This is a genomic window from Saccharothrix sp. NBAS 001 (assembly GCF_056640475.1).
This window is the reverse complement of sequence record NZ_CM153251.1, coordinates 1539606-1559080: the sequence shown is the minus strand read 5'-3', so window position 1 is coordinate 1559080 and position 19475 is coordinate 1539606. Positions and strand designations below refer to the sequence as shown.

At 72.7% G+C, this 19475-nt stretch carries 18 protein-coding genes; 6 read left to right on the top strand and 12 right to left on the bottom strand.

Going from position 1 to position 19475, the window contains the following annotated elements; all coding sequences use genetic code 11:
• Positions 1–54: 54 nt before the first annotated feature.
• Positions 55–1026, bottom strand: a complete 972-nt coding sequence (locus AC0HI0_RS06750; protein WP_480931388.1) for a helix-turn-helix domain-containing protein — start codon at positions 1024–1026, stop codon at positions 55–57.
• A gap of 633 nt (positions 1027–1659) precedes the next feature.
• Between AC0HI0_RS06750 and AC0HI0_RS06745 the strand changes: the two genes are divergently transcribed.
• Positions 1660–3384 carry a serine/threonine-protein kinase gene (locus AC0HI0_RS06745; protein ID WP_480931387.1) on the top strand — a complete coding sequence of 575 codons (1725 nt, stop codon included), beginning with the start codon at positions 1660–1662 and terminating at the stop codon, positions 3382–3384.
• Between the two features lie 70 nt (positions 3385–3454).
• Positions 3455–4270, top strand: coding sequence for an SAM-dependent methyltransferase (locus AC0HI0_RS06740; protein WP_480931386.1), 816 nt, complete (start codon positions 3455–3457; stop codon positions 4268–4270).
• A gap of 129 nt (positions 4271–4399) precedes the next feature.
• Here AC0HI0_RS06740 and AC0HI0_RS06735 read toward each other — a convergent pair whose 3' ends face one another.
• A complete protein-coding gene (locus AC0HI0_RS06735) occupies positions 4400–5149 on the bottom strand; it encodes a lytic polysaccharide monooxygenase (RefSeq protein WP_480931385.1) in 750 nt (249 codons plus the stop codon).
• 497 nt (positions 5150–5646) lie between these two features.
• On the opposite strand from AC0HI0_RS06735, the gene AC0HI0_RS06730 reads away from it, so the two are divergent.
• Positions 5647–6567 carry a hypothetical protein gene (locus tag AC0HI0_RS06730; protein WP_480931384.1) on the top strand — a complete coding sequence of 307 codons (921 nt, stop codon included), beginning with the start codon at positions 5647–5649 and terminating at the stop codon, positions 6565–6567.
• Positions 6568–6585: 18 nt separating this feature from the next.
• Here AC0HI0_RS06730 and AC0HI0_RS06725 read toward each other — a convergent pair whose 3' ends face one another.
• Complete coding sequence (locus AC0HI0_RS06725; protein ID WP_480931383.1) at positions 6586–7044, bottom strand: hypothetical protein; 459 nt, start codon at positions 7042–7044, stop codon at positions 6586–6588.
• Between the two features lie 132 nt (positions 7045–7176).
• Here AC0HI0_RS06725 and cobF point away from each other — a divergent pair, with 132 nt between their 5' ends.
• Positions 7177–7941: a precorrin-6A synthase (deacetylating) gene (gene cobF / locus AC0HI0_RS06720; RefSeq protein ID WP_480931382.1), complete on the top strand. Its 765-nt coding sequence runs from the start codon at positions 7177–7179 to the stop codon at positions 7939–7941.
• Between the two features lie 145 nt (positions 7942–8086).
• Entirely contained in the window at positions 8087–9262 is a 1176-nt protein-coding gene (locus tag AC0HI0_RS06715; protein ID WP_480931381.1) for a serine hydrolase domain-containing protein, read from the top strand.
• Positions 9263–9299: 37 nt separating this feature from the next.
• Here AC0HI0_RS06715 and AC0HI0_RS06710 read toward each other — a convergent pair whose 3' ends face one another.
• The 6 genes from AC0HI0_RS06710 to AC0HI0_RS06685 all read right to left on the bottom strand — a co-directional run bounded on the left by AC0HI0_RS06710 (position 9300) and on the right by AC0HI0_RS06685 (position 14883).
• A complete protein-coding gene (locus tag AC0HI0_RS06710; RefSeq protein ID WP_480931380.1) occupies positions 9300–9620 on the bottom strand; it encodes a transcriptional regulator in 321 nt (106 codons plus the stop codon).
• Positions 9617–10594 carry a hypothetical protein gene (locus tag AC0HI0_RS06705; protein WP_480931379.1) on the bottom strand — a complete coding sequence of 326 codons (978 nt, stop codon included), beginning with the start codon at positions 10592–10594 and terminating at the stop codon, positions 9617–9619. Before AC0HI0_RS06705 ends, AC0HI0_RS06710 begins: the two co-directional genes overlap by 4 nt.
• A gap of 82 nt (positions 10595–10676) precedes the next feature.
• Positions 10677–11894 (bottom strand): acyl-CoA dehydrogenase family protein, encoded by a 1218-nt coding sequence (locus AC0HI0_RS06700; protein WP_480931378.1) that lies wholly within the window; start codon positions 11892–11894, stop codon positions 10677–10679.
• Positions 11891–13021, bottom strand: a complete 1131-nt coding sequence (sfnG, locus tag AC0HI0_RS06695) for a dimethylsulfone monooxygenase SfnG (RefSeq protein WP_480931377.1) — start codon at positions 13019–13021, stop codon at positions 11891–11893. The genes AC0HI0_RS06700 and sfnG overlap by 4 nt, the downstream gene beginning before the upstream one ends.
• A 261-nt stretch (positions 13022–13282) precedes the next feature.
• Positions 13283–13615, bottom strand: coding sequence for a nitroreductase/quinone reductase family protein (locus AC0HI0_RS06690; protein ID WP_480931376.1), 333 nt, complete (start codon positions 13613–13615; stop codon positions 13283–13285).
• A gap of 131 nt (positions 13616–13746) precedes the next feature.
• On the bottom strand, positions 13747–14883 hold the full coding sequence (locus AC0HI0_RS06685; RefSeq protein WP_480931375.1) for a low temperature requirement protein A: 1137 nt from the start codon (positions 14881–14883) through the stop codon (positions 13747–13749).
• Between the two features lie 126 nt (positions 14884–15009).
• Between AC0HI0_RS06685 and AC0HI0_RS06680 the strand changes: the two genes are divergently transcribed.
• Positions 15010–15540 (top strand): pyridoxamine 5'-phosphate oxidase family protein, encoded by a 531-nt coding sequence (locus tag AC0HI0_RS06680; RefSeq protein ID WP_480931374.1) that lies wholly within the window; start codon positions 15010–15012, stop codon positions 15538–15540.
• Between the two features lie 301 nt (positions 15541–15841).
• Here the strand turns inward: AC0HI0_RS06680 and AC0HI0_RS06675 are convergent, their stop codons facing one another.
• Genes AC0HI0_RS06675 through AC0HI0_RS06665 form a run of 3 tightly spaced genes read right to left on the bottom strand, consistent with a single transcriptional unit; the run spans position 15842 to position 19445 of the window.
• Positions 15842–17035: a macrolide family glycosyltransferase gene (locus tag AC0HI0_RS06675; protein ID WP_480931373.1), complete on the bottom strand. Its 1194-nt coding sequence runs from the start codon at positions 17033–17035 to the stop codon at positions 15842–15844.
• Between the two features lie 8 nt (positions 17036–17043).
• A complete protein-coding gene (locus tag AC0HI0_RS06670; RefSeq protein WP_480931372.1) occupies positions 17044–18264 on the bottom strand; it encodes a DegT/DnrJ/EryC1/StrS family aminotransferase in 1221 nt (406 codons plus the stop codon).
• Positions 18261–19445: a cytochrome P450 gene (locus AC0HI0_RS06665; RefSeq protein WP_480931371.1), complete on the bottom strand. Its 1185-nt coding sequence runs from the start codon at positions 19443–19445 to the stop codon at positions 18261–18263. The genes AC0HI0_RS06670 and AC0HI0_RS06665 overlap by 4 nt, the downstream gene beginning before the upstream one ends.
• Positions 19446–19475 lie beyond the last annotated feature (30 nt).

The following is a 19475-nucleotide window of genomic DNA, read 5'->3' as shown; positions in this document are numbered from 1 at the left end:
GCGCAGCTAGACGGCAACAGTGAGTCATCGGCCCAGGGTGGGATCGCGCAGCCGCTATTCCCAGAGGAAGTCGACGCCGGCGAGCGAGGAGTCCAGCCCTTCGAAGTAGGCGCACGCGAAGCCGTTCGGCGCGCACAGCAAGGTCTCGCTGACCGTGGGCGCCAGGCCCTCGTGCGCCCGCTCCACCCTGGTGCAGCGCACCGGCAGCATCGACGGGTCGAAGTAGAGCCGGATCAGGTAGTTCTGCATCCGGCCGCGGATCACCCGGTAGAACGTCGGCGCGCGCACCGGGGTGCTGAACGCCAGGAAGAAGCTGAAGATGTGCACGTCGCCCTCGGTGAGCTTGCGGTCGAACAGGACCTCGAACACCATCCCCGCCGAGGTCGACTGCTTGCGCACCCGGCCGATCCGGCACCCGTCGCCCGCCATCACCCGGGCCGACTCGATGTCGGCGTCCGGCTCGCTCTGGTGGGTGACCACGAAGCCGTCCGGCCCGGACCGCCGGGCGCGCACCGCCATCGTCGAGGAGATCTCGGCGATCTCGCCGGCCGCGGTCAGCCGGACGTCGTCGAACACGGTGGCGACGTCGAGGTCGGCGTTGCACGGGCTGCCGGAGACGCCGTCGAACTCGGCGAGCAGCGCGCCGGTGCCCGCCCAGCTCTCGGTGAGGTCCGGGATCGTCGGCACCCGGTGGTCGAGGTCGGGCCCGCGCTGGTGCGGCCCGATCAGCACGACGAGGCTGTCCTCGGGCAGCTGGAGCACGCGTTCGAGCGCCCGCACGACGTCCAGCGCGCGCGGCACGGTGGGGTGCCGCAGGCCGCGCTGCCAGTAGCTCAGCGTCGACTGGGCGATGGTGATGTCCTGGGATCTGAGGTGGGCCCGCAGCCGGGACAGGGACAGTCCGCGCCGGCGGATCGCCGTCGCCAGTGCACGGTCGAACGGCCCGTAGCGCAACGCCTGGGCGAGATCGCCCGGCGGGACGGGAGCCGATTGGGCGCCTGCGAGCACTTGAACCTCGTGACTCATGTGCGTTACCTCGCGCTGCCGCGTCGTCGCAGCCTGGATACCAGGCCCTACGCACTGTAAGCACGTGCGGGGTGCGCGACCACCTACCAAAGTCGGGTGCGACCCAGTGGGATGTTGACCGTGGGATCTCGACCGCGAAAACTGTGTGCGCGGCCGAATCCGAGTCCACCTCGCGGATAGTTGCGGTGCCGTGCAACAGTTTGTCCGTTATGACTGATACGCACCCGATCTGCTGTCCACTGTGGACAGATGACGCCGCTCCGGTTCCCGGACGGCCGACAGCCCTTGTGCTTCTTCAGTTTTAACAGGTTGGCGCCGGACTGGACGGCCTTCGACGTCGCCGCCAACCACGCGGACACTCCACAGCGGACGGCCGACGACAATCGGCCGCCCGCACCCTTGACCGTCCACTTCGGACGGTGCTGCGCGCTCTTCGGGCGGGGTCACGGAGGGTCGCGGCACCTCGCCCGACCCGGGTCCACGGCGGGCCGCTCGGGACCGGCCGCAGCCGCGACAGCCCGTTGACGTCCGAAACGCCCGTTATGCACTTGGTGAGGCGCTGATCCCGGGGGAACCGGAGGCGGGGTCCGCACGTCGACTCGGAACGGGACCACCGGCGTGCGCGAGGGAGTCATGGAAGAGTCGTTCGGCCACTACGTGATCGGCGAGCTGCTCGGACGCGGCGGCATGGGCGAGGTGCACCGCGCCCACGACACCGCGCACGACCGGGTCGTGGCGTTGAAACGGCTGTCCCCCGCGCTGGACGACGAGGAGTACCGGGCCCGGTTCCGCCGCGAGGCCCGGATCGTGGCGCGGCTGCGCGAACCGCACGTCATCCCGATCCACGCGTACGGCGAGATCGACGGCCGGCTCTACCTCGACATGCGGCTGGTCGAGGGCCAGGACCTCGGCGAACTCACCTCGGCCGGGCCGCTGCCGGTGGACCGCGCGGTGCGGATCGTCGCCCAGGTGGCGGGCGCGCTCGACGCCGCGCACGCGGACGGGGTCGTGCACCGCGACGTGAAGCCGTCGAACGTCCTGGTCACGCCGGAGGACTTCGCGTACCTGGTCGACTTCGGCATCGCCCGCGACCTGCTGCCCGGCGGAGCGGACGCGACGGCGTCCGGCGTGCTGGTGGGCACCCTGGACTACATGGCCCCCGAGCGGTTCGGGAACGGCGGCGTGGACGGGCGGGCCGACGTGTACGCGCTGGCGTGCGTGCTGTACGCCTGCGTCACCGGGCAGCGGCCGTTCGCGGCGGACGGCGTGGCCGCCCAGATCTGGGCCCACCTGCACAACGCGCCGCCCTCCGCCACGCGGCTCAACCCGGCGGTGCCGTCCGCTGTGGACGAGGTGATCCGCCGGGGCATGGCGAAGGACCCGGCGGACCGCCACCAGACGGCGGGCGCGTTCGCCTCGGCCGCCGCAGCCGCCCTGACCTCCGCCCACCTGCCCGGACGGCCCGTCCGACCGTCCACACCGGCCACCTCGACGTCCGGACCCACCGGCACGCGCGGCGTGCCGTCGCACCCCGGCCCTCCCCGCCACTCCGGACCGTCGCCCGTTCCCCCGGGGCCTCGGCGACCGGGACCGCAGTCCGGGCCGCACGTGTCACCCGTCCGGTCCGGACCGGACGTCGGGGCTTGCGCGCCGCCGTCCGCCGGACGCCGCGCGCGGGTGCCGTTGATCGCCGGTGCGGTGGCGTTGGTGCTGGTCGTGGGCTTGATCGTGTGGTCGGCGAGGTACTGGTCGACCGACGACCAGGCCACCTCGACGTCCACCACCCCCACGTCGACCACCGCCAAGACCACCACCCGGCCGACGACCACCGCGCAGCAGACCACGACCACGACGACCACGCCGCAGGTCAGCGCGGACGAGGTGGCGCTGCGCCGGCGGCTGCCCGAGGTCTACCGGGACAACCCGTCCTGTGTGGCCAGTCCCGAACGGGGCGCGGGGGCGACCGCGAGCGTCGTGTGCACGGCGGCGAACTCGGCGCACCGCCTGTTCCCCCCGCCACAACGCGCGGTGTTCCACCTGTTCACCGACCGCGCCGCGCAGGACGCGTTCTTCCAGGGGGTCGTCCAGGCGAACGGCATCCCGCGCGACGACGACTGGGGCGGCTGCCGTCCCAAGACCCAGCCGGCGCACTACGCGCTGTACTACCGGGACACCAGCGGCCCGCTGGACGGCGAGTTCACCACGTGCTTCGTGAAGGACGGTGTGGGCCAGGTGTGGTGGGTGGACACCCGGACGTCCACTGTGGGTGGTCTGCTGTCCACCGCCGCGACAGGTCCGGACGAACTGGACAAACTCGGTTACTGGTGGAACAGCATGATCTTGGTCGCCATGGGCTGACCGGAACGGCGTCCGGGAGCTTAGGCTCGGGGTCCGCAGGCACTCACCCCCAGCCCAGGAAGGCCGGCACATGACCTCCTTCGAGCCGCGCAGCGATGTGGACCTGAACGTGCCGTCCGCCGCCCGCGCGTACGACTACTTCCTCGGCGGCGCGCACAACTTCGCGGTCGACCGGGCGTTCGCCGACCAGGTGCTCCAGATCGCGCCGTCGGTGCCCGCCGTCACGCTGCTCAACCGGGCGTTCCTGCGCCGGGTCGTGCGGTACTGCCTCGACCAGGGCATCCGCCAGTTCCTCGACCTCGGGTCGGGCATCCCGACGGTCGGCAACGTGCACGAGATCGCCCAGCAGGTCGACCCGGCGGCGCGGGTGGTCTACGTGGACTACGAGCCGGTCGCCTACGCGCACGCCAAGCAGCTGCTGTCCGGCAACCCGTTCGCCGCGATCATCCAGGCCGACATCCGCGAGCCCCAGCAGATCCTGGACCACCCGGAGACCCGGCGGCTGATCGACTTCTCCGAGCCGGTCGCGGTGCTGATGGTCGGGGTGCTGCTGTTCATCTCCGACGACGACCGGCCCGGCGACCTGGTCGCGACCTACCGGGAGCGGCTCGCGCCGGGCAGCCTGGTGGCCATCTCGCACATCGCGAGCGAACTCGCGCCGACGGAGTTGCAGGCGGAGGTCGCGCGGCTGGTCGAGGCGTACGCGGCGGCCGACGAGTACGTGCACGTCCGCACCCACGAGCAGATCCTGGCCTGGTTCGACGGCCTGACCCTGGTCGAACCGGGTCTGGTGTGCCTGCCCGACTGGACCACCGACGGCCGGGTCGAGGACGGCGACAACCCCGCCCGCCCGCTGGGCTACGGGGGCGTCGGCCTGGTCGGCTGAACCCCGCGCCGCGTCGACCGACGAACGGCGCGGACGCCCCCGGCCCGCGCCGGGGACGTCCGCGCCGCTTCGAGGCCCGGACCGGTGCCGCACTCCCGCACCGGCCTGGTCAGAGCCCGCGGCCGCGGCCTACAGCCGCTGCCAGAGGGACGCCACGTTCGGCGGCTCCCACCCGGCCAGCGAGGTGTGGGCCTGGATGCAGCGGTACGACGACCCGCCGTAGGTCACCTGCGAGCCGGCCGGGTACGTGACGCCGGCCGCCCACGGACCCGTTACGGGCGGGGTGGTGGTGGTCGTCGTGGTCGGCTCCGTGGTGGTGGTCGTGGTCGTCGTCGGGGTGGTCGTCGGGCCGGGGCCACCGGGGCCGACCTGGAGGTCGACGCAGTTGTAGAACGCCATCGCCGTGTCGGCGATGTTCCAGATGGCCAGCAGCTTGATCCGGCCGGTGCGACCGCCCAGGCTCACCGCGTGCTGGACCGTGCGGCCCGGCTGGCGGCCGTGGTCGTTGAACTCGGCGATCTTGCTGCCGCCGACCCAGTACTGCCACGTGGTGGTGGCGTGGTTGGCCGTGATCAGCCAGTTGAACGTGACGTTGTCGCTGACCTGGGCGGCGGGCCACGCCTTGCGGTCGTCGTTGAGCGGCGCCCAGCGGGCGTCGCCGCCGTGGCAGTTCTGCTGCCCCTTCGGGCCTTCCACGCTCGGCGGCTCGTAGATGATGTCGCCGCAGTTGGAGACCTTGCCCGCGGCGCAGTTCGCCTGCCGGCTGGGCGGCGAGGTGATGTAGCCGTGCGCGTTGGCCTGTCCCGCCGACACCACGACGATGAACGGGGCGATGCCCACGCCGGCGAGTACCGCCGCGAGCTTCCGTTTCAGACTCATTGTCCAGCTCCTTCGGAGGAACCCCGAGGGGGGGTTTCCCTGGGCAGGGTCCAAATCCGCGGCGACCGGATCAGCCGGCCGCGCCCGCCCGCGAGAGGGCGGCCACCACCGGCAAGTGGTCTAGACCATAGACGTGAAAGTCGTCCGGGTCAAGATTGCGACCCCACTGGTCCGACCGGCTCACAACCCCCTGTTCCACGCGGCTGAGCAGGGATTACGTGGTTCGGGGTCGGTCTCGGGGGCAGGTGGACCTGTGCACCGCGACCACGGTCCAGGGTGCCGGCTCGGCGGGGCCGGCGGCAGCACCGGTCGCGCGTTAACAGGCGTGTCTTCTTAACCGCGACGGCCGCTCGGCCCACGCCGGCGCGCCCGGTGCGGCCGTTCGGCCCCGCTGCGCGACCACGAAGCCGGCGACCGGATGTCGTGTAACGCACCCCCGGTGGGAGTAGATCACCCGGATGACCGACTCCGCCGACGCGTCAGGAACAGGAAAAGCCTTGCCTCCGTTGGAAGTCAGCACCGGAACCTTCTACCCCGCGCGATTCGACCGCTACGCCGAGGACGGCCAGGTGGGCGCGAAGGTCTCGCTGGAGTACCAGCCCTCGACCTTCAAGATCAAGGACAAGTTCCCCGACTACCAGCCCGGCACGCGCGCCGAGTTCCACCTGCTCCAGATCGCGCGCGAGATCCGGCAGCAGGGCCAGAACGCCGGGGTGCAGCCGGTGCAGGGCAACATCGGCTACGCCGAGCGGTGCGTCCCGGCGAACCTGCCGCAGGCCGGGTGGGCGCTCGACGTCGACCTGATCACCAAGAAGCCGGTGTCGACCTCGTTCAGGAAGATCGCCGCCGCGCGCAAGGCCGAACTCGCCAACCCGGTGCACCACGTGGCCGACTACCAGGCGCAGCAGGCCGTCGACAACACGCTGGTCGACGGCCCGGTGCCGAACACCGGGGTGCTGGCGAGCCTGGACTACCGGTACTCGCAGCAGCGGCTGACCGAGACCATCCCGCTGTTCACCGTGCAGGAGGAGCAGACCGGCGGCAACGCCCTGTACTTCACCGACTGGAAGGGCGGTGGCTCCAAGCAGACCCGGGCCACGCTGCGGGACAACCCGAACGTCCCGATCAACTCCGACCTGCTCGGCATGGACTTCCAGACCGCCGTGCTGCTCCAGTACCAGGCGACCACCGGCCAGGTGAAGAACAAGTACGTCCTGGTGGTCGGCTGGGGGTGGTCGCGGGAGTCCGGCAAGAGCCTCGTCACGCTGCGCGAGCCCGCCACGCTGACCGACCGGACCGGGCTCACCCCGGAGTTCCTGGCGGCCCGCACCCAGTGGAACGGCCTCACCGTCAACGACCCGGCCAACCCGAACGCCGGTGCACGGCCGGTGATCCAGATGCCGGACCACGACGCCTGACCGACACCGGTGGGCGGGCTACAGCGAGCACCAGCAGTAGAGCCGCCCACCTCCGTCGCGGGCCTCGCGCGCCACCGCGACCAACCCCGCCACGACCTCCCTCAGGTCCTCGGCGGACGTGCCCTCCCACTCCTCGGTGGCCGCCCACCGCGCGGCCACCTCCGCCACCGCCGAGTCCGGCACGCCCGCCACCGCGTCCCGGGCCCGCGCACCCAGCTCGTACACCCACGACTCCCCGTCGGCGTCCAGGCCCTCGGCCGGCCACACCACCGCCTCCCCGGCGAGGTCCGGGTCCCATTCCACGCCCAGGGCGACGGCGACGAGCCCGCCGAACCCGACGACCGGCTCGACCCCCTTGAGCTCGAACCCGTCGAAGACCGCGCCCTCCCCCACCACCGGGCCGCCGCCGCCCTGTTCCATGGCGCGCACCACGGTCTCGGCGTCGGGCGCGTGGAAGTAGTCGGTCAGCAAGCCCATCGTGTCCTCCGGCGTGGTCGGGTCCGACCGCAGTAGATCAGACCGCGCCGACGAACCGGACGGCGCGGCGTGATCCCCGTCGCCCCCTCCACTGTGGACGGCGGCGCGGCGGCGCGTGGGAGACTTGCCGCCATGCGCACCATCCACCTCATCGGCATCGGCGCCGGAGACCCCGGGCACATCACCGTCCAGGCCGTCGAGCGGCTCAACGAGGTCGACGTGTTCTTCCTGCTGGACAAGGGAGAGGCGAAGCAGGACCTGGTCGACGCCCGGCTGGCCGTCCTGGAGCGCCACGTCGCGGAGCCCGGCTACCGGGTGGTCCGCGCGGTGGACGTGGACCGCGACCGGACCCCGGCGGACTACCGGGGGACGGTGGCCGAGTGGCACGGGCGGCGGGCCGACCTGTACGAGGGGCTGTTCCGCGACGAGCTGGCGGACGGGCAGGTCGGCGCGATCCTGTGCTGGGGCGACCCGACGCTGTACGACAACACCATCGCGGTGGTCGAGCAGGTGCGCGGGCGCGGCCGGGTGGAGTTCGACTACACCGTCGTGCCGGGCGTCAGCAGCGTGTCCGCGCTGGTCGCCGCGCACCGGACGAGCCTGAACCGGATCGGCCGGCCGGTGCTGATCACGACCGGGCGCAGGCTGGCGGCCGACGGGTTCCCGGACGACGTGGACGACGTCGTGGTCATGCTCGACGCGCACTGCGCGTTCACCGGCCTGGACGACCCCGACCTGGACATCTACTGGGGCGCGTACCTGGGCACCCCGGACCAGCTCACCGTCGCCGGTCCGCTGGCCGAGGTCGCCGAGCGCATCCCGCCGCTGCGCGACGAGGCCCGCGAGCGCAAGGGCTGGATCATGGACACCTACCTCCTGCGCCGCCGCGAGCGCTGACCCGCGCGCGACCGGCGGCGCGCGGTCGACCGGTAGCGCCTGCGCTACCCGCGGCCGGTCGTCTGCGGGATTCTGGCCGCCCGGCGGCGTCCATAACGTTCTCGGCAAGACCTGACCAAGGTCTTCAACCGAGGAGGAACGTCCCGTGGTTTCGAACAACGGCAGGGTCGGAGCGGCTGTGGTCACCGCCGCGCTGCTCACCGGACTCGTCGGCACCAGCGCGGTAGGGGCCGCACATGCCGCGCCCGCGCGCCCTTCGCTGCGCCAGGCCGTCGACGAACTCGTCACGACCGGCATCGCCGGGGTGCAGTTGCGCGTGCACGACCGCAGAGGGGGCTGGACCGGCAACGCGGGCGTGCGCGAGCTGGGCGGGTCCGACGAGCCGTCGACCACCGGCCGGTTCCGCGCCGGCAGCACCACCAAGGCGTTCGTGGCCACCGTCGTCCTGCAACTGGTCGGCGAGGGCAGGGTGAAGCTGGACGAGCCGGTGGCCGGCCGCCTGCCCCAGTTCGGCCTGGACCGGCGGATCACCGTCCGGATGCTGTTGCAGCACACCAGCGGCTTGTTCAGCTACACCGGCGCGGCGCGTCCGGACGGCACCATCGAGACCGGCATCCCCGCGTTCGGCAAGGAGTGGGCCGAGGACCGCTTCCGCACCTACCGGGCCGACGAGCTGGTCCGGTTCGCGCTGACCAAGCCCGTCCTGTTCGCGCCGGGCGAGAAGTTCTCCTACTCCAACACCAACTACCTGCTGGCCGGGCTGCTCATCGAGAAGGTGACCGGCACGCCGTACGCGAGCCAGGTCGACCGGCGGATCCTCAAGCCGCTCGGGCTGCGCGACACCAGCCTGCCCGGCACCCGGGCCGTGATCCCCGGCCGCAACGCCCACGGCTACCACAGCTACCGGGACGGCGGCCGGCTCAAGACGGTCGACGTGACCCGGCAGAACCCGTCGTGGGCCGGGGCCGCCGGCGAGATCGTCTCCACCACGGCCGACCTCGACCGCTTCCTGGGCGCGCTGCTGGGCGGGCAGCTGCTCCCGCCGCACCTGCTGGCCGAGATGCGCACCACGCGGCCGACGGCCGGCAAGGACGGCTACGGCCTCGGCCTGGAGGTGCACGAGTTCGCGCCGGGCTGCTTCGGCGTCGGCCACACCGGCGGCGTCCAGGGCTTCACCACCTACATGTACAGCTCGCTGGACGGCGCGAAGCGCATCGCGATGTCGGAGAACCACGGCGTGTACGAGTTCGTCGACCCGGCGGCCAACCAGAAGATCAAGGACGCCGAGTACAAGGTCGTCGCGGCGGCCCTGTGCGGCTGAGGTGACGCGGTGGGGCCGGGCGCCCGGCCCCACCCGGTCACTGCGCCGGGCTCTCCTCGTGGCGGGTGAGCAGGGCGCGCAGGGCGGCCATCTCGTTGGTCAGGGCGGTCCGCCCCGGGCCGGTGATGCTCACCCAGGTCTTGGGCCGGCGGCCGTCGTAGCCCTTGTCCACCCGCACCAGACCCGCCTCTTCCAGGACGGTGATGTGCCGCGACAGGTTCCCCGCCGTCAGGTCCAGGGTGGACCGCAGGTAGCCGAACTCGACCCGCTTGGCCTCGGCCGCGATGGTCAGGATGCCGAGCCGGTGGCGCTGGTGGACGACGTCGTCCAGCCCGGTGGTCGGGTGCGGTCCGCTCACCCCGCCCGCCCGGTCCCGGTCGTCCGCCACTGGCCGATCAGCGCCACCACTCCCCCGATGACCAGCACCGCCCCGGGCAGCACCAGGTCCTTGCCGTTGAACAGGAGGTTGGTCTCCTTCGGGCCGATCTCCCAGCCCAGCCGGTAGAAGATCGTACCCATGTAGGAGATGTTCGCCAGCAGCGTGACCCCGGTGAAGGCGACCGCCACCGCCGTGCACCACCAGCTGCGCTCCAGCAGCGCGAGGGTCAGCAGCCCGATGGCGATCAGCATCAGGCCGCCGGTCTTGTCGATCGTGGCCGCCGCCAGCGTGGCGACCGCCGGCACGGTCAGCGCCACGCCGAGGCCGACCAGCACGCGCCGGCGGCGCGACGGCGGGCCCTCGGCCTTCGCCAGGCGCATCGCCACGACCACCGCGCCGAGCGAGACCAGCACCAGCGCGAGGCTCCCGAACCGCTGGTACCAGTGGCCCAGCCGGATCGACGGACCGGTCACCGCGCTGATCAGCGGCACCAGCAGCAGCACGGCCAGCCCGCCCAGCGTGACCTGGGCGTAGGTCCGGGTCGAGGTCTCCACCCCGACCCGGGAGGCCCGCCACCGATACCACCACACGGTGGCCAGGAAGCCGAGGACCAGGACGCACAGCCAGTACAGCCCGAGCACCAGCGGGTGGGCGACCCCGCCGATGAACCCGCCGTTGAACACCCGGAGCGGGTCGACCCGGCCGAGGCCGGGCACGTCGAACGCCGTGTTCGGCGTCTGGTACCCGCAGCCGCGCAGCCGCCCGTCCGGGTAGTACTCGCACCGGGTGGCCGGCGAGTTCTGCCAGTCGAACGGCCGCAGCAGCGGGATCGCGCCGAGCGTGAGCAGCCCGAACAGGACCAACGGGAACCAGTAGCCCCGTCGCGCCCGCCTGGTCCGCTTGCGCAGGCTGCTCATCTCGTCGATCAGACCGGCGGTCGCCGCGTCGGACATCGTGCACTCCCCCATGACCTCTGTTGTGCAGACAGGTTTGCATTACAAACCTGATGAGGTCAAGGGGCCCGGACCGGTCGGGTCACGTGTACCAGGTGGGCTCCGGGATCTCGCCCAGCAACGCGTACCGGCCCACCTCGGCCCGCTTGTGCGCCGCCGGGTCGTGCAGGCTGTGCGTGCGGATGTTGCGCCAGAAGATGTCCAGCCCCACGTGGTTCGCGGTGGCCCGCGCCCCGGTCACCTCGAAGATCCGGTTGCCGACCTCCAGCCCGGTGGCGATCGCCCGCTCCTTGGCCGCCGCGACGACCACCGCCGCCTCGCCGCGCTCGCGCCCGGTGACCTCGTCCGGGTGGGCGTTGATCGCCTCGATCAGCCCGGCGGCGCGCTCGGCCAGCGCCTCGGCCGCCCACAGCTTGGCCTGGAGGTCGCCGTAGGTCTCCAGGACGTGGAACTCCTCGACCGACGCGCCCTTCACGTCGACCGCGTACGGCCACGGCCGGGTGGTGTCGCGGGTGTAGGTGGCGGCCACGGCGAGCGCGCCGTTGGCGATGCCGAGGTAGAGGTTGGCGAACACCAGCTGGATCAGCGGCACGTTGAGCGTGTTGTAGACCCTGGGCGTGAACTCCTTGTCCACGTACCCGGCGGCCGAGGCCCACGGCACCCGCACGCCCTCCACCCGCACCCCGCCGCTCTCGGTGAGCCGCTGGCCGAGGTTGTCCCAGTCGTCCTCGAACACGATCGCGTCCTGCTGCGACGGTACGATCGCGAAGACGTGCTTGTCGGTGCCCTCCAGCACGCCCTCCAGCACGGTCACGTCGGAGACCTTGCTGCCCGTGGAGAACGACTTGCGCCCGGTGTAGACGAGGTCGTCGCCGTCCTCGACGATCACCAGGTCGTTGTCGCGCGGGTTCACCGCGCCGCCGAACAACCACCGGTCGCGGGTCGCCTGCTCCTCCACCGCGGCCACCTGCTCCGGGGTGGCGACCAGCCGGGCGGCCCAGAACCACAGGTAGTGGTAGCCGATGAGCTGGCCGATCGAGCCGTCCCCGGCGGCGACCTCGCGGGTCACCCGGTAGGCGGTCGTCCAGTCCTGCCCGCCGCCGCCGTGCTCGACCGGGCCGAGCAGGGTGACCAGGCCGGATTCCTTGAGCAGCGCCACTTCCGCGTACGGGGTGGCCCCGGCGCGGTCGCGCGCCACGGCGTCGGTGGCGAGCAGCGCGGCCACCTCGCGGGCGCGGGCGAGCCACTCGTCGGCGGTGGCGGGGGTGGTGGTCCAGGTGTGCTGGGCGGACGTCGTCACGGGCGGACTCCGATCGGCTCGGGGGTGGCTGCGGTGGGGTCGGCGGAGGCTTCGAGGTCGCGGACGATCGGCAGCACGTGCCGGCCGAAGTAGGCGACTTCCTCGTGGTAGTGCAGGAAACCCAGCAGCAGCAGGTCGACGCCGCGGCGCTTGTACTCCACGATCCGGTGCGCGATCTGCTCGGGCGTGCCGATCAGGCGGGAGCGGAAGCCGTCGTTGTACTGGACCAGGTCGTCGAACGACGAGTCGGCCCACATGCCCTTGCGGTCGCCCGTGGAGCTGCCGGCCTGCTGCACGGCGTCGCGGAAACCCTTCACCGCTTGGACATCGGCCTTGGCGACGATCTCGCGCAGCGTCTCGCGCGCCTCGGCCTCGGTGTCGCGGGCGATGAGGAAACCGTTGAGCCCGAAGCGGACCCGGCGTCCGCGCGCGGACGCCGCGACCTCCTCGACCTGCTCGGTGACGCCGTCGAAGTCCTTGCCGTTGCTGAAGTACCAGTCCGACACGCGGCCGGCCATGGCGCGCGCGGCGGTGGAGTTGCCGCCCTGGAAGATCTCCGGGTGGGCACGGCCGGGCACGGCCAGGGGCTTGGGTTTGAGGTCGAAGCCGTGCAGCCGGTAGAAGTCGCCCGCGAACTCGGCGGGCTCGTCGGTCCAACTGGCCCGCAGCACCCGGATGAACTCCTCGGAGCGACGGTAGCGCTCGTCGTGCTCCAGCCAGGGTTCGCCCAGGGCGGTGAACTCGCCCTTGAACCACCCGCTGACCACGTTGACCGCGGCGCGCCCGCCGGAGATGTGGTCGGCGGTGGCGATGAACTTCGCCAGCACGGCCGGGTGCCACAGGCCCGGGTGCACCGCGGCGATCACCTTCAGCCGCTGCGTGGCGAGCAGCAGCGCGAGGCTGAAGCTGGTGGATTCGTGCTGGTAGGCGGCTCCGTAGCTGGCCAGGTAGCGGACCTGGCTCAGGGCGTAGTCGAAGCCGTTGTCCTCGGCGAGCACGGCCAGCTCGCGGTTGTACTCGTAGGACCAGTCGGTCCGCTGCTCGATGTCGCTGACGACGAGACCACCGCTGACGTTGGGCACCCAGTAGGCGAACTTCAGCGGCTCCCGTTCCCGGGTTTCGGGCACGGCGGGACTCCAGGGGAATCGGATGGCGCGGGACTGCCCGGCGCGGGCAGGACGTGGGTGGTTTCGCGGCCTATCGGGGACAACAGCGCTGAGCGGCCACGCGGACGAAGTCCACGTGCCGGCGCCTGGTCAACACGGTCGTTCGCGGCACGTTGTCACTCCAACAGGACCACAACACCGGGGTCAACACGGAGTAGCCGGGTTCTCACAGAGTGAACACGACTCGACACGATGCGTCACACTGGGCAGTTTCGGGCGTGCTCAGCGGCGTTCGAAGACCACGATCGGGATCACCCGGTCCAGCGCCCGCTCGAACGCGGCGAACCGGGACGGCGCGGCGCGGAAGTGCCGGACCAGCTCCTCGCGCTCCGCGCCCTCGGCCACCCGCGCCCGCACCCGGTGGGTCTCGGTGCCGACCTCCACCGACACCTCCGGATCGGCCAGCAGGTTGTGGTACCAGGCGGGGTTGGCCGGCAGCCCGCCGTTGCCCGCCGCGACCACCCACCGGTCGCCGACGGTCAGGAAGGTCAGCGGGGTGACCCGCTCGACGCCGGACCGCGCGCCGGTGTGGTGCAGCAGGAGCAGGGTGCGCACGGCGTGCCGCCCGCCGACGACCCCCCCGGTTGGTCCGGAACTCCTCGATCACCCGCAGGTCCCGCTCCCGTGGGTCGTCGGTCATGCTCGCCTCCCTCGGAGTGCCGGCCGGGAATCGTGGCACGCCAGTCTCACGGGGCGTGCACCCGAGGTTGGACCCGCACCAGCCTGGCCACCAGACCGATCAGCACCGCGTCCAGCACGACCAGCGACACCAGCGGCGGCAGCCACACCGCGCCGACGCCCACCGCCGCCACGGCGACCAGGGCGACGAGCCGCGGTGCCCACGCGTCGCCGATGACGGCGCGGAAGTACCAGACCTGGGCGGCCAGGTAGAGCGCGACACCGCCGAACAGCACCAGCGCGAACGTCGCGGAGCCGTGGCCCAGCGGGTGCGCGATCACCAGTTCGCTGCCCACCGCCACGGCGACCAGCCCCGCGACGCCGGCGTAGGTGACGTTCATGGCCAACCGCACCGACCGGATCGGGTCCGACGAACCGGCCACGTGCTCGGCGAACAGGCCCTCGCCACCGCCGAAGTAGGTCCCCCACAGGCACACCAGCGCCACGAGCACGCCCGCCGTCGCCGCCACCGTCGGCACGCCGGGCGGGGTGCCCGCGACCACCGGCCCGACGGTCAGCACGGTCTCGCCCAGCGCGATGATCACGAACAGCCGCAATCGCTCGCGCATGTGGTCGGCGTCGAACTCCAGGTGTTCGCTGCGCAGCACGCGGCCCGGCAGCGGGTGCGCGAGCCAGAAGCCGACGATCTCGACCGCCGCGGCGGCGGCCCACCACCACAGCCGTGGTGCCGGGTCGACCAGCGCGCCGACCAGCCACAGCGGGGTGGCCACGAGGGCCCAGACCAGCGCCCGCCGGAAGTGGCCGCGCAGCACGTCCGAGGGCGCGACGACCGACGACACGACCCCGTGGCCGAGCATGATCACCAGGAACGGCCCGACGAACGCCCACGGGCGGTCGCCGAACGCGTTGGCGAGGCCGGCGTTCATGAACAGGCCCAGGCCCATCACGGCCACGATGACGGCCTTGGTGCGCGGCAGCGCGATGTCGAGCAGCGTGGCCACGAAGCTCACCACCGCCCACACCCCGAACACCGCGATCACCAGGACCAGCGTCTGCGCCGCGCCACGCCACGAGAGGTCTTCGAGCAGGTGGTGCGCGAGCTGGGAGACCGCGAAGACGTAGACCACGTCGAAGAGCAGTTCCAGCGGCGAGACCGCGCGGCGGAGCGGCTCCGGCGTCGTCACCCTCGATCACCCCTCCGCACGCCGGGACGCGACATGCCGGACACGATAGGGCGCGCGGCCCCGGCCGGCTCGGCGATCCGGCCGGGGCCGGTGTCGATCCGGGGCCGGCCCGTTCGTCGCACCGGTATGAGCGAAAACCGGAACGACCCCACCTCGACCCGCAACCTCGACCAGTACGGGCACGCCGAGCTGCCGTGGAGCCGGGCGCGCGACGTCCTGGTCGCCGACACCCCGACCGCCGACCTGACGTTCTTCGTCGCGACGGTGCGGCCCGACGGGCGCCCGCACTCGGCGGGCGTGGGCGCGGTCTGGGTGGACGACGCCCTGTACTTCGTCGGCGGCCCCGGCACCCGGCGGTCGCGCAACCTGGCGGCGAACCCGTCGTGCAGCGTGTCGGTGCGCCTGCGCGGCCTCGACCTGGTGCTGGAGGGCGAGGCCCACCGGGTCACCGACCCCTCCGCGCTGGAACGGGTCGCGGCCGTCTACCGCACGGGCGGCTGGCCGGCGTCGGTGGACGGCGACGCGCTCACCGCCGCGTTCAGCGCACCGAGCGCCGGCCCCGCTCCGTGGCACCTGTACCGCCTCACCCCGCGCACGGCGTTCGGCGTCGCCTCCGCCGAACCCCACGGTGCCACCCGCTGGAACTTCACCGCCTGACCCGGCGGTTGGGACGTGCTTCAGATGTGGCGTAGCCAGGGGTGGCGGTCCGCCGTGGGGGCCTGTGGCCTTGCGGTGGGCGGCCTGGTCGCGTGGTCGGTCGGTGATGGTCTTGGTCCGACGGTGTCGCGGGCAGGCGCGGTTGGCCCGGGAGCTGTGGGCGTTGTCCGCCGGGACCCGGACCGGTCGGGCCCGAGCCGGGCCGGTGCGGGGCACCGGGATCGAACCACGACGCCACCAAGCCGGCCACCGACACGCCGCCGGTCACCTCACTTGTGAAACATGGCCTACGCCCTCCCCGTCACGCCCGGACCCGCGCCAGCCTGGCTTCGATGGCGTCGGCGGCGCGGGACGTGCCGCCCGCGTCGTGGACGTGGCCGCGCATCCGGGCGACGTTCGCGGCGATTTCCCGGTCGGCCGCGAGGTCCAACACGGCTCGGCGCAGGTCGTCCGGGGTGGTGCCGGCGAGGTCGACCAGGCGGCCCAGGCCGAGTTCGACCACGCGCCGGGCGTCCATGTCCTGCTCGGCGACCTCCGGGGCCAGCAGCAGCGGCGTGCCGTGGCGCAGGGCCGACATCACGCCGCCGAGGCCGCCGTTGGACAGGAACACCGAGGCGTGCTCCAGCACGGCCAGTTGCGGCACCCACGGGTGGACCTCGAAGTTCGGCGGCAGGTCGCCGATGTCGCCGTCGTGCCCGGGGACGCCGAGCGTGCACACGACGTGCCAGTCGAGGTCGCCGAACGCCCTGGCGAACAACCGGAAGAAGTCCGGGCGCTGGTTGTGCACGGTCCCCAGGGAGATGAACAGCACGGGCTTGCCGTCCGCCGGCGGCTCCCACGTGCCGCCGAACACCGTCCCGTCCACGCACGGCCCGACGAACGCGTAGTTGTCGCCGAAGGACTCCGCGCGCGGCTGGAACTCGCGCGGCACGAACACCAGCGCCAGGTCGGTCGGGTTGTTCAGCTCCCGCTCCTCGACGCCGTGCTCGGCGAACAGCTCGACCAGCCCGGCCTCGATCTCGGCCGCCGCCGCGTCCCGCTCCCCCACCAGCAGCTCGCGGCGGCGCAGCGCGGGCCAGTCGAACGTGTCGTTGAACGCCAGGTTGGGGTGCGTCAGCACGATCGGCACGCCCCACCTGCGCCCCAGCACGGCCGCCGCGCCGTACATCATCGGGTCGAACACGACCAGGTCCGGCGGGGCGTCCACCAGACGCTCCACATCGGACACCTGGCGCAGCCCTTCGCGGTAGAACGCCATGCACGCCAGCACGATCTCGGCGGTGTCGGCGTTCGGGCCGACCGCCGCCGGGATGGCGGCCAGGGCGTCGTTGTAGCGCAGCAGCTCCAGCCCGGACCGCTCGACGTCGGCCGCGAAGTGCTCCGTCACGGCGTAGCCGACCCGGTGGCCGCGCCGGGCCAGCGCCTCGGCGATGGTCAGCGTCGGGTAGACGTGGCCGTACGCGGGCGCGCCGAGGAACAGGATGTGTGCGGGCATGGCTCTCCTCAGGTGAGGGCGGCGTGCACCTTGCGCACGGCCGTGGCGATGTCGTCGACGTCCTCGTCGGTGTAGTTCTCGTTCCAGAACAGGACGAGCAGGGTTTCGCCGAGCAGGTGTTCGGCGACCGGGCACAGGCCCGGCGGGTAGCTCCAGTCGTGCCGGGCGGGCGGGCTGCACAGCGGGAACCGGGTGCCGCCGTAGATCCGGCCGGACGCCAGGGCTGCGGTGCGGTAGACGGGCCGTTCGAACAGCCTGCCCTCGGCCGGGATCCCCTCCGCCCGCAGCGCCCGCGCCCACCGGTCGTTGCCGCCCGCGACGACCAGCGGGAACGACCAGAAGCTGTGCCCGCGCTCGTCGGGCAGCCGCACGCCCGGCAGGTCGCCCAGCGCCGCCGCGAGCCGGCGCGCCGCCACCCGCCGCCGGGCCACGACCCCGGGCAGGCGGGTCAGCTGCACCCCGGCGACCGCGCCCTGCAACTCGGTCATCCGGTAGTTCATGCCGAACGACAGGTGCTCGCGGGTCGCGCGATCGCGCGGACGCCCCTTGTCGCCGAACAGCCGCAGCCGGCGGGCCAGCGCCGGGTCGGCGGTGACGGCCAGGCCGCCGTCGCCGCAGGTGATGTGCTTGTACTGCTGGAGGCTGAAGCACCCGATCGCGCCGACCGTGCCGGCCGGACGGCCGCCGGTCTCGGTCAGCATCGCCTGGGCGCAGTCCTCGACCACCGGCACGCCGAACGACGTCAGCTCGGCCACCGGGGCGGGCGCGCCGAGCAGGTGCACGGCCACGATCGCGCGGGTGCGCCCGGACAGGCAGCGGCGCACCGAGTCCGGGTCGAGGTTGCCGGTGCGCGGGTCGACGTCGGCGAACACCGGCACCGCGTTCTGCGCGAGGATCGCGACGACCGTGCCGAAGTCGGTGATCGGCGTGGTGATCACCTCGTCGCCGGGGTCGGGGTCCAGCGCCCCGATCGCCATGTGCAGGGCGGCGGTGCCCGAGCTGCACGCCACCGCGTGGTCGACGCCGAGCAGCCCGGCCATCGCCGCTTCCAGCCCGGCGACCCGCGTGCCGCCCACGGCGTTGAGCCGGCCGTCGGTCAGCACCGCGTCCACGGCCGCGCGCTCCTGCGCGCCGAACGTGCGGCCGGCCGCGTCCGTGGCGACCGGGAACGGGCGGGTGCGGACCGGCACGCCGCCGTGCAGGGCCAGCTCGCCCAGCGCCGTCGTCATGCCCAGGCCACCGGGAGTTCGTGCACGCCGTAGACGACCATGGTGGTGCGCAACGGGACGTCGGCCGCCGGGACCGCCAGCCGCAGCTCCGGGAAGCGGCGGAACAGGGCGGTGAACGCGGTGCGCAGCTCGATGCGGGCCAGTTGCAGCCCGGTGCACAGGTGCACGCCGCCGCCGAACGCGAGGTGGCCGGTGGCGTCGCGGGTCAGGTCGAGGTCGTCGGGCCGGGCGTAGCGGGACGGGTCGCGGTTGGCGGCGGCCAGGGACATCGTGACCGACTGCCCGGCCTCGACCAGCTGCCCGTCGACCTCGACGTCGGCCAGGGCGGTGCGCACCGGGCCGATGTGGCTGACCGTGAGGTAGCGCAGCAGCTCCTCCACGGCGGTGTCCGGGTCGGCGAGCAGCGCGGCCCGCTGGTCGGGGTTCTCCAGCAGCGCGAACGTACCCAGCGCGATGGTGTTGGAGGTGGTCTCGTGGCCCGCCATCAGCAGGATCATCGCGACGGTGACCAGTTCGCCGTCGGTGCAGCTCCCGTCGGCGACCAGCCGGCCGAGCAGGTCGTCGGCGGGGTGGGCGCGCTTGTCCTGGATCGCGCCGCCGAGGAAGTCGAGCATCGACGTCCACGCGGCCACCGTGTCCTGCTCGGTGGCGGACAGGTCGAACAGGACCTCGGAGTCGTGTTGGAAGCGCTCGTGCTCGGCGTAGGGCAGGCCGAGCATCTCGCACATCACCAGCGACGGCAGCGGCAGCGCGAACGCGCGCACCAGGTCGACCGGCGAGCCGTGGTCGACCATCGCCTCCAGGTGCTCCTCGGCGATCTGCTCGATGCGGGGCACCAGCGGCGCGAGCCGGCGCGGGGTGAATTCGGGGGCCAGCAGCCGCCGGTACTTGGTGTGCTCCGGCGGGTCGAGGCGGGTGAACATGCCGGGCAGCACCTCGGGGATCTCCACCCGGTCCATCGCCAGCGTCGGCCGCACCAGGTCCGCGCGGTGGCTGAACCTCGGGTCGGTGAGCACCGTCCGGACCGCCGCGTGCCCGGTGGCGATCCAGCCCTGGTGCCCGTCGGGGAAGGTGAACGGCGCGACGGACCGCGCGGCGCGCAGCCGGCCCAGCCGCTCGGGCGGGTCGAACGGGCACCTGCGCTCGGTCGGGATCGCGGTCAGGCCGTGCTCGATTGCCATTGCTCCAGCTCCGTTCCCGTCGGGGAGCCG